Here is a 13,514-nt window from a genome sequence, read left to right as displayed (position 1 = left end):
TAATCATAGGAATAGAAAAAGCCTGCTTCAAGTGAAGCGGGCTTTTTAAGATTAGTTGGTTGCAATTTCATTTAGCAGGTCTTCTGCAGTGGTGGTTGGGTTAATTCGTACGCGGTTAAGTGTGAGCAAGCCATTAGATAAGGAAGCTAGTCCGTTATTGGTTGTCAGTCCCATTTTATAACCAAGGCTTTCAGCAATCTGCAAGGTTGCATCACTGTATCGTCCAGATGGATAGGCAACGGTTGTTGTTGTTTGAGACAGTTCTTTGTCCAAGTAAGACTTGGAGTCTTTTAACTCAATTTTTTGTTGGTCTTCTGCAGTTGCTGAGAGGTCAGGATGGTTGACAGTGTGGTCTTCAAAGGACATGCCTTTGTCCTTCATTTCCTTTATCTCATCTAGCGTCAGCATATCTTCACGACCTGCTTGAACAAATCCAGTAATGACATTATTAGTTGCTTTCATGTCATATTTCTGGAGAAGTGGAAAGGCATTAGTATAGAAATCCCTTAAACTATCATCGAAGGTCAGCCAGACGACTTTTTTATTTTCTGGCAAGACATTCTCCGTCAGTACCTTGTATGCTTCTGCTGGTGTTAGTGGATAGTAGCCTGCGTCTTTCAAGGCTTTCAGATGACTTTCAAATGTGGCTGGGTCCACAATCAAACCGGCGTTAGCTGCTTCTGAAGGATCCATGACGTGAATGGCATGATACATCAAGATAGGTACTTGAACTGGTTGGTCTTGTTTGACCCATTTTACCTTGTCTTTGTTGCTGTCATCCGAAGTCGTCTTTTTTTCCCGAGTCGGTGCTGACGAAGTTTTAGATGAAGTATTGACTTGGTTCGTTGACACATTATTAGCTTCTTTTTGATTGTGCGAGTTTTGCAGCTTGGCTAGTAAAGAAAAGCCACCTACAATCAGGACAAGAAAAAGTAATAAACTCGTTAAAGAAAGCAAAATAGCTCTTTTTCTAGCTTTGCGTTGCTGCATGCGATTTCCTCTGTGTTTTCCTGTCATAATATCTCCTTTTTAAAAAAATTACAATTCCTTGCGGAAATTTACATCTATTATAACAAATAAAGAAGTAGTTTTGTAGGCATTTTTATATAATTTTGTTATAATATTTTTTATACAAGAAATTTTCAAGGAGTGCTTCATGTCTATTAAAATAGCTTTACTTGGTTTTGGAACAGTGGCAAGCGGTGTGCCTTTTTTACTGAAAGAAAACGGAGAAAAAATCGTTCAAGCAGCTCATTCAGAGATAGAGGTTGCTAAAGTCTTGGTAAAAGATGATGCTGAAAAAGAGCGTCATTTAGCAGCTGGAAATAACTTTAACTTTGTCACAAATGTTGAAGAAATTCTGAAGGATCCTGAGATTACTATCGTTGTAGAATTGATGGGACGGATTGAGCCAGCGAAAACGTTCATCACTCGTGCTCTTGAAGCTGGCAAACATGTGGTAACGGCCAATAAGGACTTGCTGGCTGTTCACGGAGCAGAGTTGCTGGAAATTGCTCAAAAGCAAAATGTAGCTCTCTATTATGAAGCAGCTGTTGCCGGTGGAATTCCAATCCTCCGTACCTTGGTTAATTCATTGGCTTCTGACAAAATTACCCGTATCTTGGGTGTCGTCAATGGAACCTCTAACTTTATGATGACCAAGATGGTGGAAGAGGGTTGGTCTTATGAAGATGCTCTTGCTGAAGCACAACGCCTTGGCTTTGCTGAAAGCGACCCAACCAATGACGTAGATGGCATTGATGCGGCTTACAAGATGGTCATTCTTAGTCAGTTCGCTTTTGGTATGAATGTTAAGTTTGAAGATGTGGGACATCAGGGAATTCGAAATATCACACCAGAAGATGTGGCTGTTGCTCAAGATTTGGGCTATGTAGTCAAGCTGGTTGGTTCTATTGAAGAAACAGCATCAGGTATTGCAGCAGAAGTAGCTCCAACTTTTCTGCCAAAAGCGCATCCGCTTGCTAGTGTCAATGGGGTAATGAACGCCGTCTTTGTCGAATCCATCGGCATCGGAGAATCCATGTACTACGGACCAGGAGCAGGTCAAAAACCAACCGCAACTAGTGTTGTGGCAGACATTGTCCGTATCAGCCGCCGTTTGAATGAAGGAACAGTTGGCAAGGCCTTTAATGAATTCAGCCGTGAGCTTGTGCTAGCTAAGCCAGAAGATGTGAAGAGCAGCTATTACTTCTCTATCTTGGCACCTGATTCTAAAGGCCAAGTTCTGCATTTGGCTGAGATTTTCAATGCTGAGGATATTTCCTTTAAGCAGATTCTGCAGGAAGGTACAGATGGTGAGAAGGCTCGCGTGGTGATTATTACCCATGCTGTCAGCAAGACACAGCTGGAAAATGTCACTGTTAAGCTCAAAGAAGTTGCTGAGTTTGACTTGCTCAATACCTTCAAAGTATTAGGAGATTAAGATGAAAATTATTGTACCAGCGACCAGTGCCAATATCGGTCCTGGCTTTGACTCCGTTGGGGTAGCCCTCTCAAAATATCTGGAAATTGAAGTCTTGGAAGAAAGTCAGGAGTGGGTGATTGAGCATGACCTCAATCCGAGAATTCCTAAGGACCGACGCAATTTACTGGTTAAGATTGCCCTGCAGTTGGCTCCAGATATTCAGCCACGCCGTTTGAAAATGACCAGTGATATTCCATTGGCTCGTGGACTTGGGTCTTCTAGCTCGGTCATTGTGGCTGGGATTGAATTGGCTAACCAACTGGCTCACCTTAATTTGTCAGATTATCAGAAGCTAAAAATCGCTACCAAGATTGAAGGACATCCTGACAATGTTGCGCCAGCGATTTATGGTAATTTGGTCGTATCTAGTTCATCTAGAAATCAGGTGTCTGCTGTGGTAGCGGACTTTCCGGACGCAGACTTCATCGCCTATATCCCAGACTATGAGCTTCGGACAGTCGAGAGCCGCCAAGTCTTACCAAACCGGCTTTCTTACAAGGAAGCTGTTGCGGCCAGCTCCATTGCCAATGTTGCGATTGCAGCTCTTTTAAAAGGTGATATGAAAATCGCTGGTCGGGCTATTGAGTCTGATTTGTTCCACGAAAAATACCGTCAGCCTTTGATCAAGGAATTTTCAGATATTAAGTTCTTAGCCAGAAAAAATGGATCTTATGCAACCTATATCTCAGGAGCGGGTCCGACCGTTATGGTCTTATCACCTAAGAACAAGACAGAGAAGATTTACCAGCTTTTGCAAAAACAGAATTTCAAAGGGCAAATCTTCCGACTTCAGGTGGATACTGAGGGTGTCCGAGTAGAAAAATAAATCATCGAGAGGTTTTCTATGAGCCTCTTTTTTCTTTTCGTAAGATAAGGATTTGATATCCCTATCTTTTTATACCTAACTGTGCTATAATGGGTCTAGCTTGAAGGAGGATAATTCACTTTATGGATCATTTAGAATTACAGGATTTGGCGAGTGGAGCTGGATCTTTCGGAGCTATCAGGAATGCTCTTTCTAGCCAAACACAGCGTTTTGCTACTAGACAATTATAAGCATTAAAAAGCTGACCTTTCTCAGCTTTTTCTTTGTAATCTATCGTAAATGCCATAGATTTTTGATATAATAGAGTGTATTTTGTTTACATAAAAGAGAGAAAATCATGCAAAAACTAGAGAAATTAAAATCTGAATTAGAGGGAATCGACATTCGCTTCAATGAGCCTTTGAGTCAATACACCTACACAAAGGTCGGGGGTGCAGCCGATTTCTTAGTTTTCCCCCGCAATCGTTATGAGCTGGCTCGCATTGTCAATTTTGCCAATCAAGAAGACATTCCTTGGATGGTGCTGGGAAATGCCAGTAATATCATTGTGCGAGATGGCGGGATTTGCGGTTTCGTGATTATGTTTGACAAGCTCAACAATGTAACGGTAGATGGCTATATGATTGAGGCAGAAGCTGGAGCTAATCTGATTCAGACAACCCATATCGCCCTGCAGAATAGTCTGACTGGCTTTGAGTTTGCCTGTGGCATTCCTGGCAGCGTTGGCGGAGCTGTCTTTATGAACGCTGGGGCTTATGGAGGAGAGATTGCTCATGTCTTGGTATCTTGCAAGGTACTGACTCCTCAGGGTCAAGTCAAAACGCTGGACGTTCGAGATATGAAGTTTGGCTATCGTCACTCACTAGTTCAGGAAACAGGAGACATTGTTATTTCTGCTAAGTTTGCTCTTTCGCCTGGTGTTCACAGAACTATTCGTCAGGAAATGGAGCGCTTAACCCATCTGCGGGAGCTTAAGCAGCCTTTGGAATACCCATCTTGTGGATCTGTTTTCAAGCGTCCTTTGGGTCACTTTGCCGGTCAGCTCATTAGTGAAGCAGGCCTTAAGGGGCATCGTATCGGCGGTGTAGAGGTATCTGAGAAACATGCCGGCTTTATGATTAACGTCGATAAAGGAACGGCCCAAGATTATGAAAATCTTATTGCTCATGTGATTGAAAGGGTGCGGGAAAATTCAGGTATTACTCTGGAGCGCGAAGTCCGCATCATTGGTGAATCTCTGTAGGACAGATTGGTTTCCAGTAGAAGTATGCTGGATAAGGAACTGCAGCTAGCTGCAACTTAGTAAGGGGGTGAAAGCCTATCGACACGGAATTTATAAAGGGCCTTTACAGCCCTCACGAGGTAGCAGCGGTCTGACAGAACCCTTAATCTGTTAATACGAGAAAGAAGGAATTTATGACAATTGAAAAAACCAATCATCGAGTTTAAAAACGTTTCAAAAGTTTTTGAAGATAATAATACTGTCGTTCTGAAAGATATTAATTTCGAGCTGGAAGAAGGGAAGTTCTATACTTTGCTGGGGTCTTCTGGTTCTGGAAAATCAACGATTCTGAACATTATTGCCGGTCTTTTGGACGCGACAGACGGGGATATTTTTCTTGATGGCGTCCGCATCAATGATATTCCCACTAATAAACGAGACGTCCATACGGTTTTTCAGTCCTATGCACTGTTTCCGCATATGAATGTTTTTGAAAATGTTGCCTTCCCGCTGCGTCTGCGCAAGGTTGATAAAAAAGAAATTCAAGAGCGGGTTGCAGAAGTGCTGAAAATGGTTCAGCTGGAAGGTTTTGAGCGCCGTTCTATTCGCAAACTGTCGGGCGGTCAGCGCCAGCGTGTAGCCATCGCGCGGGCAATCATTAATCAGCCGCGGGTTGTTTTGCTGGATGAGCCGCTGTCTGCTCTGGATTTGAAGCTGCGCACGGACATGCAATATGAGCTGCGGGAATTGCAGCAGCGTCTGGGCATTACCTTTGTCTTTGTCACGCACGACCAAGAGGAAGCCCTGGCTATGAGTGACTGGATTTTCGTTATGAATGATGGCGAGATTGTTCAGTCGGGAACACCTGTTGATATTTATGACGAGCCCATCAACCACTTTGTCGCAACCTTCATTGGCGAGTCCAATATTCTGCCTGGAAAGATGATTGAAGACTATCTGGTTGAGTTTAATGGCAAGCGTTTTGAAGCAGTGGATGGCGGGATGCGCCCAAATGAATCTGTCGAGGTGGTGATTCGGCCGGAGGATTTGCGGATTACTCTGCCAGAAGAAGGCAAGCTGCAGGTTAAAGTTGATACCCAGCTTTTCCGCGGCGTTCACTATGAGATTATCGCTTATGATGAACTGGGCAATGAATGGATGATTCACTCAACTCGCAAGGCCATTGTCGGAGAAGAAATTGGTCTGCATTTCGAGCCTGAAGATATCCATATCATGCGTCTCAATGAAACTGAAGAAGAATTCGATGCCCGTATCGAAGAATATGTAGAAGTAGAAGAGCAGGAAGCGGGTCTGATCAATGCTATTGAGGAGGAACGCGATGAAGAAAACAACCTCTAATCTTTTTCTCTTGCCCTACCTGCTCTGGATTTTCCTCTTTGTACTGGCACCTGTTGTCATGATTATCTGGAAATCCTTCTTTAACATTGAAGGGCAGTTTACGCTGGAAAATTACCAGACCTACTTTACATCGCAGAACTGGACCTATCTCAAGATGAGTCTGAACTCGGTCCTTTATGCCGGAATTATTACTGTTGTAACCCTGCTGATTTCCTATCCGACCGCATTCTTTTTGACTCAGCTCAAGCACAAGCAGCTCTGGCTGATGCTGATTGTCCTGCCGACCTGGATCAACCTCCTGCTTAAAGCTTATGCTTTCATTGGTATCTTTGGTCAGAATGGTTCAATCAATCAATTTCTGACTTTTATCGGAGTAGGACCGCAGCAGATTCTCTTTACGGACTTTTCATTTATCTTTGTAGCTAGCTACATCGAGCTGCCTTTTATGATTCTGCCCATTTTCAACGTTCTGGATGATTTGGATCCTAATCTTATCAATGCCAGCTATGACTTGGGAGCCAATCGCTGGGAGACTTTCCGTCGGGTTATTTTCCCTTTGTCATTGAATGGTGTCAGAAGCGGAGTACAGTCAGTCTTTATCCCTAGCCTCAGTCTCTTCATGCTGACACGCTTAATCGGGGGTAATCGGGTAATTACTCTGGGGACAGCCATTGAGCAGCACTTCCTGACCACTCAGAACTGGGGCATGGGCTCTACTATCGGTGTGGTACTGATTGTTGCCATGCTCTTTACCATGTGGGCAACCAAGGAAAGGAGAGGGCGATGAAAAAAATTGCAAATCTCTATTTGGCCTTTGTCTTTTTGGTGCTCTACATCCCCATCTTTTACCTGATTGCTTATGCCTTTAATGCTGGGGAAGACATGAATCGCTTTACAGGCTTCAGTCTCAGTCATTTTCAGAATCTCTTTGAGGATTCACGGCTGATTCTGATTTTGGTTCAGACTTTCTTTCTGGCTTTCCTGTCTTCGTTGATTGCGACGCTGATTGGAACTTTTGGAGCCATCTATATCTATCAAGCCCGCAAGAAATATCAGGATGCCTTTCTGTCTATCAACAATATCCTCATGGTGGCGCCGGATGTCATGATTGGAGCAAGTTTTCTGATTCTCTTTACCACAGCGAAATTCCAGTTGGGCTTCCTTTCTGTGCTGGCTAGCCATGTGGCCTTTTCCATTCCGATTGTGGTGCTGATGATTCTTCCGCGTCTGAAGGAAATGAATGATGATATGATTAAGGCTGCTTATGACCTAGGCGCCAGTCAATTGCAAATGCTGAAGGAAATCATGCTGCCTTGTCTGACTCCAGCCATCATCGCGGGCTACTTCATGGCCTTTACCTACTCGCTAGATGATTTTGCTGTGACCTTCTTCGTTACTGGCAATGGCTTTTCTACTCTGTCTGTTGAGATATACTCCCGCGCTCGTCAGGGAATTTCTCTGGAAATCAATGCCCTGTCAGCCTTGGTCTTTCTCTTCAGTATTGCTTTGGTAATTGGGTATTACTTTATCACCCGTGAGAAGGAGGAGACCGTATGAGAAAGCTCTATTCATTTTTAGCGGGAATTCTGCTGATTATCTTTGTTTTGTGGGGTGTTAGTTACCAGATTGAAAGTCGGACGCAGAGCAAGGAGAGCGATAAGCTGGTCATTTATAACTGGGGTGACTATATCGATCCTGAGCTGCTGACTGAGTTTACTAAGGAAACTGGTGTCCAAATCCAGTACGATACATTTGACTCCAATGAAGCCATGTATACGAAAGTAAAGCAGGGCGGCACAACATACGACATTGCTATTCCCAGTGAATATATGATTGCCAAGATGATGAAGGAAGGCTTGGTGGAAAAGCTAGATCATAGCCAGATTAAAGGTTTGGAAAATATCGGATCTGACTTTTTAGACCAGCCTTTCGATCCTGGAAATCAGTATTCGATTCCTTATTTTTGGGGAACGCTGGGCATTGTCTACAATGAAAAAATGGTTGATAAAGCTCCTGAGCATTGGAATGATCTTTGGCGTCCTGAATACAAAAACTCCATCATGATGATTGATGGAGCCCGCGAAGTCATGGGACTTGGTCTGAACTCGGATGGCCATAGTCTCAACTCCAAAGATGCAGATCAGCTGCAGGAGGCTGTTGATAAGCTCTACACTCTGACGCCAAACATCAAGGCCATTGTGGCTGATGAAATGAAAGGTTATATGATTCAGAACAATGCAGCTATCGGAGTGACCTTTTCTGGCGAGGCTCGGCAGATGCTGGAGGCCAATGAAGACTTGCGCTATGTCGTGCCAACAGAAGCCAGCAATCTTTGGTTTGACAATATTGTCATCCCCAAAACGGTCAAAAATAAAAAAGCAGCCTATCAGTTTATTAACTTTATGCTGAGACCGGAAAATGCTTATAAGAATGCTCTTTATGTCGGCTATTCGACACCAAATCTTCCTGCCAAGGCCATGTTGCCTAAGGAAATTCAGGAAGATGAGGCTTTTTATCCGACTGAGGAAACGATGAAACATCTGGAAGTTTATGAGCAGTTGGGCCCTAAATGGCTGGGGACCTATAACGACCTCTATCTTCAAGTCAAGATGTATCGGAAATGATAGTCAAGCAAGGTTGCTTGATGAATACAAGAAAAACGCCTGGCTCTTAGAGCTAGGCGTTTTTTGCTTGCTTAGTTGGCAGCTTCTGTCTGAGTATTGGTTGCAGTATCTGCCGCAGAGCTAGAGGCAGTGGTGTCGCCTGCTGCTGTATCTGCTGCAGAACTGGATGCACTAGTCTCAACCGCTGCCGTATCGCTGCTGGAAGCAGCAGTATCAGTTGCAGCCGTTGAAGCGGCACTGCTTGTTTCTTTTTCGATTTCCTTGATAATGGTAGTCGTTGCAGTAGAGCTGCTGGTATCAGATTTTGATTTTTCATCCTTATGACTGGTCAGATTCATGATCGTGATGCTGGCAATGATGATGGACAAGATACTGGCAACCGTTGCAATAGTCTTTTGGAAGGCTGAAAGACCAGTTTTAATATGCTGTTTAGTAGGTTTTTTAGATGATTTTGTCTTATTTTTATTGCTGCGAGAATAGTTTTCCATGCTTGCAAGAATCTCCTTTTAAAATTTCAATGATTTCTCATCTCTCATTATACGTTTTTTATCTGAAAATGTCTTAAAAAAATCAAATTTTTATCTATGAAAACGCACACAGAAGATTGCTTTTAAGAAAAGAAACTGCCCAAATTTGGATTGAGCAGCTTCTTGAGCTAGAATAACAAAATAATTACGCCTTCTCATCTTGGAGTGCCGCTTGAGCGACAGCCAATCTTGCTGCTGGAACCCGATAAGGAGAGCAGGAGACGTAGGTGACACCAATTTCTTGGAAGAAGGGGATGGAAGCCGGATCGCCACCGACCTCACCGCAGATGCCGATAGGAAGGTCGGGCTCGACTTGACGGCCCTTGCTGATGGCTATCCGCATCAATTCACCAACGCCGTCCTGGTCAACACTTTGGAAAGGATCAAAAGGAAGGATTTCTTTCTCCTTATAATGGCCGATGAATTTTCCAATATCGTCGCGTGAGAAGCCATAGGTCATCTGGGTCAGGTCGTTAGTACCAAAGCTGAAGAAATCTGCTTCCTGAGCTAGCTGGTCTGCAACCAGACAGGCACGCGGAAGTTCAATCATGGTGCCAATTTCATAAGGGAAGGGCTCCTGACCTTTATGCCTAAAGAGCTTGTTGATATGTTGGATAAGAAAGGCTTTGACAGAGTCCAGCTCGGCCTTGTCTGCAATCAACGGAATCATGATTTCTGGCTTGACGGTCAATCCTTCCTGACTCAGCTTGATAGCACTCTTGAAGACGGCTTCGATCTGCATCTTGTAAATCTCTGGTTGCGTAATCCCCAGACGGCAGCCGCGGTGACCTAGCATAGGATTACTTTCTTGCAATTGTTCAATGCGGCGAGTCAACTTTTCTGGTGACTTGTGTAGTTTGTCAGCCAAAGCCTTGATTTCCTGTGAATCTTTAGGTAGAAATTCATGCATTGGTGGATCCAAAAGACGGATAATCATTGGTTTGTTCTGAACTGCTTGGAACATTTGATAGAAGTCTTCTTCTTGGAACTCCAGCAGTTTTTTGAGGGCGGATCTGGTTTCCAATTCGTTGTCGGCTAGAATCAGGCGCCGCATTTCCAGAATCCTCTCCTGGCCAAAGAACATGTGTTCGGTACGAGCCAGACCTATACCCTTTGCCCCAAATTTAATAGCTGTTTTTAGATCTTGAACGGTCTCTGCGTTGGCACGGACTTTGAGCCGTGCGACTTCGTCTGCCCATGAAAGCAGTTGTTGGAGTTCTTGGTCATTTTCGACTAGGACGGTCGGAATCTCACCGCTATAAATGCGCCCAGAGCTGCCATCAACTGAAATGACGTCACCTTCGGTCAAGACAAGATTTCCGCAGGAAACGGTCTTGCTTTCCTCGCTGATGGTCAGCTCACCGCAGCCAGCCACACAGCAGGTTCCCATTCCCCGAGCTACGACAGCTGCGTGAGAGGTCATGCCGCCCTGACTGGTTACGATGGCTTGGCTGACGACCATACCTTCAATGTCTTCAGGTGAAGTTTCCTGCCGTACTAAAATGACCTTTTTGCCCAAGGAGTGGTAGTCTTTGGCGCGCTCAGCTGTAAATACAATCTCGCCAGTTGCAGCACCAGGGCTGGCTGGCAGTCCTTGAGCCAAGAAAGGAGCATCTTGCAGAGCTTTTTCTTCAAATACAGGATGGATGAGTTGGCTAATCGTAGCAGGAGATACGCGCTGGAGAGCTTCTTTTTTGCTGATAATGCCCTCGTCTACCAGATCCAAGGCGATTTTCAAAGATGCCTTGGCGGTCCGTTTACCGTTTCTAGTTTGGAGAATATAGAGTTTACCTTTCTCAATAGTAAACTCTATATCTTGCATGTCTTTATAGTGGTTTTCGAGTATCTTAGCATAGTCTTGGAAGGCTGCATAGGCCTGAGGGAGAGCTGTCTCAAGTGCCGCAATAGGCTCAGGTGTCCGAATACCGGCTACGACATCCTCTCCTTGTGCATTGAGCAAAAATTCGCCAAATAACTGATGCTCACCGCTGGCAGGGTTTCTCGTGAAGACAACTCCTGTACCACTGGCTTGATCGCTATTGCCAAAGACCATGGCTTGGACATTTACCGCAGTTCCTAAGTCATGAGGAATATCATTCAAGTTGCGGTAGACCTTAGCTCGGGGATTATTCCAAGACTTGAAGACCGCCTTGATAGCAGCATAAAGCTGTTCTTTAGAGCTTTGCGGGAAAGTTTGATGATGCTCGTGATAAAGCTGCTTGTACTGGTCGATTAACGCTTGATGTTCTTCCAATGTGAAATCCTTGGCCTGTTTTCCAGCATTCCTTTCAAAATAGCCCAAGAGGTCATCGAACTCATCCTTGGAAATTCCATAAACCACATCAGCAAACATTTGCAGCAGACGGCGGTAGCAGTTGTAGGCAAAGTCAGCATTGGTCTGCTCAGCCAGAGTCTGGGTTCTTAAATCGTTTAGACCTAGATTGAGAATAGTGTCCATCATGCCTGGCATGGAAAACTTGGCTCCGCTCCGAACAGACACTAAGAGCAAGGCTGAGTCGTTGCCGCTGAAATATTTACCTGTTTTCTCTTCTAAATCAGTAACCGCTTTCAAAACATCTTCTTTTAAAGAAGATTCAAAGAAATAAGGACTTTCTAAATATTCGATACAGCTTTCTGTAGTAATAGTAAAACCTGGAGGGACAGGCAGTCCCAAATTAGTCATTTCAGCTAGGTTGGCTCCTTTTCCGCCAAGCAGAGCTTTGTCATCTGCACATCCTTCCTCGAAGGAGTAAATCCATTTCGCCATATTTACCTCCAAAATTATGAAATATGTGTCATATTGTAGGACAAATACATTGTAATATACATCACATATATTTGTCAACAGAAAAAAGCATCTTGTTTTATTGACAATTTTTCTTTTTTTGTTATAATGTGTTACAAAATGATGATTATTTAAACGTCTGAAAATGAAATATGAGCAATAATTTCTAAATTTTAAGCGAAATCAGGCTAATCATCTATTATAAAGAACGAAGGAGTCAGACCTATTTGAAATTAAGTGAACGGCAAAAGAAAATTGTAGAAATTGTTAAAGAACACCAGCCACTCAGCGGCGAGAAAATCTCTGAATTACTAGATATTTCTCGGGCGACCCTTCGCTCGGACCTGTCTTTTCTGACCTTGGTTGGGATTTTGAAGGCTACGCCTAAAGTTGGTTACACATATTCGGGCTCAGATTTAGAGACGCTTTTCTTTTTCGATACCTTTCGAAAGGAAGTGGCGGAAATTATGACATCTCCTGTTTTGGTATCTCATGATTCTTTTATTCAAGATGCCATTATCACCTTATTTATGTATGATGCGGATGTTCTCTATGTCATTGATGAGCATAAGCTGCTCTTGGGGATTTTGTCGCGTAAGGACTTGCTGCGGGCTTCGCTCAATACTAACATTGACAGCACTCCCGTAGCGGTCTGCATGACCCGAATGCCCCATATTAAAACTTGCTACAAGGATATGAACATTTTGGAAGCGGCAGCAGTTTTGCAGGATTTTGCCATTGATTCGCTGCCGGTAGTGGATAAGAATAATGAGCGTAAGATTTTAGGAACTGTGACCAAGTCAGCCCTGCTGGATTACATTATTCAAGAGGCCAGAAGCGCTGAGGTTAATAGATAAGAGGAATGAACATGAAGAAAGAAATTATTGTTTACAGCATTTCAGATTCTTTGGGGGGGACTTCGCAGAAGTTGCTGTCTGCAGTGACAGCCCAGTACCCAGATATTATTTTTAATAACAGCTATCGTTTCCCATTTATCAACAAAGAAGAAGAATTGCTGGATATTCTGCGTGATGCCATCAAGGACGATGCCCTTGTTATTAGTACTCTGGTCGATGGTAAGCTAGCAGCTGTAGCTAGAGAGTTCAGTCAGGCCAATGGCCTTGCTTATCTGGATTTGATGCATCCATTTTTTGAGATTATCAGAGAAAAAACAGGCACCAGTCCAATAGAAGTGCCGGGTACCTTGCACCGGCTGGACACTGAGTATTTTAATAAAATCTCCGCTATTGAGTTTGCGGTCAAATACGACGATGGCAAGGCACCACAAGTATTTTTAGATTCGGACTTGGTGCTCTTGGGCGTCTCCCGTACATCCAAAACGCCACTCAGTATTTATCTGGCTAATAAAGGCTACAAGGTTTCCAACTTGCCTTTGATTCCAGAAGTACCTCTTCCTCAGGTCTTGGAAAAGGTTGATCCGGAGCGGATTATCGGCCTCTTATGTGAGCCAGAAAAACTGTCTAAGATACGCAGCAATCGCTTGAATTCTCTGGGATTGACCCAGTCGACCAGCTACACAGATTTGGAAAAGATATACGAAGAACTAGACTACTCAAAAGAAGTCTTTAAAAAGTATAGGGCACATGTCATCAATATCACGGATAAATCAATCGAGGAGACAGCTTTCTTGATTGAAGATCATTTGAAGAAATTGAGATAAGAGAG

12 protein-coding genes are annotated in these 13,514 nt (G+C 43.7%); 9 read left to right on the top strand and 3 right to left on the bottom strand.

Annotated elements, in window-relative coordinates; translation table 11 throughout:
* Window positions 1-51 precede the first annotated feature (51 nt).
* The gene (locus tag RG608_RS00835; RefSeq protein ID WP_268686631.1) at window positions 52-1,017 is read right to left on the bottom strand and encodes a polysaccharide deacetylase family protein; all 966 of its coding nucleotides are present in this window, start codon (window positions 1,015-1,017) and stop codon (window positions 52-54) included.
* A 139-nt stretch (window positions 1,018-1,156) separates the two neighbouring features.
* On the opposite strand from RG608_RS00835, the gene RG608_RS00830 reads away from it, so the two are divergent.
* From RG608_RS00830 to RG608_RS00800, 7 genes are all read left to right on the top strand, one after another.
* Entirely contained in the window at window positions 1,157-2,443 is a 1,287-nt protein-coding gene (locus RG608_RS00830) for a homoserine dehydrogenase (protein ID WP_268686632.1), read from the top strand.
* Between the two features lies 1 nt (window position 2,444).
* The gene (gene thrB, locus RG608_RS00825; protein ID WP_268686633.1) at window positions 2,445-3,311 is read left to right on the top strand and encodes a homoserine kinase; all 867 of its coding nucleotides are present in this window, start codon (window positions 2,445-2,447) and stop codon (window positions 3,309-3,311) included.
* Window positions 3,312-3,648: 337 nt separating this feature from the next.
* A complete protein-coding gene (gene murB / locus RG608_RS00820) occupies window positions 3,649-4,554 on the top strand; it encodes a UDP-N-acetylmuramate dehydrogenase (protein WP_308946420.1) in 906 nt (301 codons plus the stop codon).
* Between the two features lie 180 nt (window positions 4,555-4,734).
* Window positions 4,735-5,892, top strand: a complete 1,158-nt coding sequence (locus tag RG608_RS00815; RefSeq protein WP_002904388.1) for an ABC transporter ATP-binding protein — start codon at window positions 4,735-4,737, stop codon at window positions 5,890-5,892.
* Window positions 5,873-6,679, top strand: a complete 807-nt coding sequence (locus RG608_RS00810; RefSeq protein ID WP_223320329.1) for an ABC transporter permease — start codon at window positions 5,873-5,875, stop codon at window positions 6,677-6,679. The genes RG608_RS00815 and RG608_RS00810 overlap by 20 nt, the downstream gene beginning before the upstream one ends.
* Window positions 6,676-7,449, top strand: a complete 774-nt coding sequence (locus RG608_RS00805) for an ABC transporter permease (protein WP_308946419.1) — start codon at window positions 6,676-6,678, stop codon at window positions 7,447-7,449. The genes RG608_RS00810 and RG608_RS00805 overlap by 4 nt, the downstream gene beginning before the upstream one ends.
* Window positions 7,446-8,516, top strand: coding sequence for an ABC transporter substrate-binding protein (locus tag RG608_RS00800; RefSeq protein ID WP_002909866.1), 1,071 nt, complete (start codon window positions 7,446-7,448; stop codon window positions 8,514-8,516). The genes RG608_RS00805 and RG608_RS00800 overlap by 4 nt, the downstream gene beginning before the upstream one ends.
* Before the next feature lie 71 nt (window positions 8,517-8,587).
* Here RG608_RS00800 and RG608_RS00795 read toward each other — a convergent pair whose 3' ends face one another.
* Window positions 8,588-9,004 carry a DUF6556 family protein gene (locus RG608_RS00795; protein WP_268686635.1) on the bottom strand — a complete coding sequence of 139 codons (417 nt, stop codon included), beginning with the start codon at window positions 9,002-9,004 and terminating at the stop codon, window positions 8,588-8,590.
* A 184-nt stretch (window positions 9,005-9,188) separates the two neighbouring features.
* The gene (gene ppdK / locus RG608_RS00790) at window positions 9,189-11,810 is read right to left on the bottom strand and encodes a pyruvate, phosphate dikinase (RefSeq protein WP_308946418.1); all 2,622 of its coding nucleotides are present in this window, start codon (window positions 11,808-11,810) and stop codon (window positions 9,189-9,191) included.
* Window positions 11,811-12,055: 245 nt separating this feature from the next.
* Here ppdK and RG608_RS00785 point away from each other — a divergent pair, with 245 nt between their 5' ends.
* A complete protein-coding gene (locus RG608_RS00785; protein ID WP_002906671.1) occupies window positions 12,056-12,685 on the top strand; it encodes a CBS domain-containing protein in 630 nt (209 codons plus the stop codon).
* A gap of 5 nt (window positions 12,686-12,690) precedes the next feature.
* Window positions 12,691-13,509, top strand: coding sequence for a pyruvate, water dikinase regulatory protein (locus tag RG608_RS00780; RefSeq protein WP_308946417.1), 819 nt, complete (start codon window positions 12,691-12,693; stop codon window positions 13,507-13,509).
* Window positions 13,510-13,514 lie beyond the last annotated feature (5 nt).

Source organism: Streptococcus sp. IsoGale022, from assembly GCF_031142805.1.
Taxonomy (GTDB): domain Bacteria; phylum Bacillota; class Bacilli; order Lactobacillales; family Streptococcaceae; genus Streptococcus; species Streptococcus sanguinis_A.
This window is presented reverse-complemented; position numbering and strand designations above follow the sequence as displayed.

Coding starts and splice junctions, on each gene's coding strand:
- RG608_RS00810 (WP_223320329.1), top strand. CDS start 5,873: ATGAAGAAAACAACCTCTAATCTTTTTCTCTTGCCCTACCTGCTCTGG.
- RG608_RS00835 (WP_268686631.1), bottom strand. CDS start 1,017: ATGACAGGAAAACACAGAGGAAATCGCATGCAGCAACGCAAAGCTAGA.
- murB (WP_308946420.1), top strand. CDS start 3,649: ATGCAAAAACTAGAGAAATTAAAATCTGAATTAGAGGGAATCGACATT.
- RG608_RS00805 (WP_308946419.1), top strand. CDS start 6,676: ATGAAAAAAATTGCAAATCTCTATTTGGCCTTTGTCTTTTTGGTGCTC.
- RG608_RS00830 (WP_268686632.1), top strand. CDS start 1,157: ATGTCTATTAAAATAGCTTTACTTGGTTTTGGAACAGTGGCAAGCGGT.
- thrB (WP_268686633.1), top strand. CDS start 2,445: ATGAAAATTATTGTACCAGCGACCAGTGCCAATATCGGTCCTGGCTTT.
- RG608_RS00795 (WP_268686635.1), bottom strand. CDS start 9,004: ATGGAAAACTATTCTCGCAGCAATAAAAATAAGACAAAATCATCTAAA.
- RG608_RS00800 (WP_002909866.1), top strand. CDS start 7,446: ATGAGAAAGCTCTATTCATTTTTAGCGGGAATTCTGCTGATTATCTTT.
- RG608_RS00780 (WP_308946417.1), top strand. CDS start 12,691: ATGAACATGAAGAAAGAAATTATTGTTTACAGCATTTCAGATTCTTTG.
- ppdK (WP_308946418.1), bottom strand. CDS start 11,810: ATGGCGAAATGGATTTACTCCTTCGAGGAAGGATGTGCAGATGACAAA.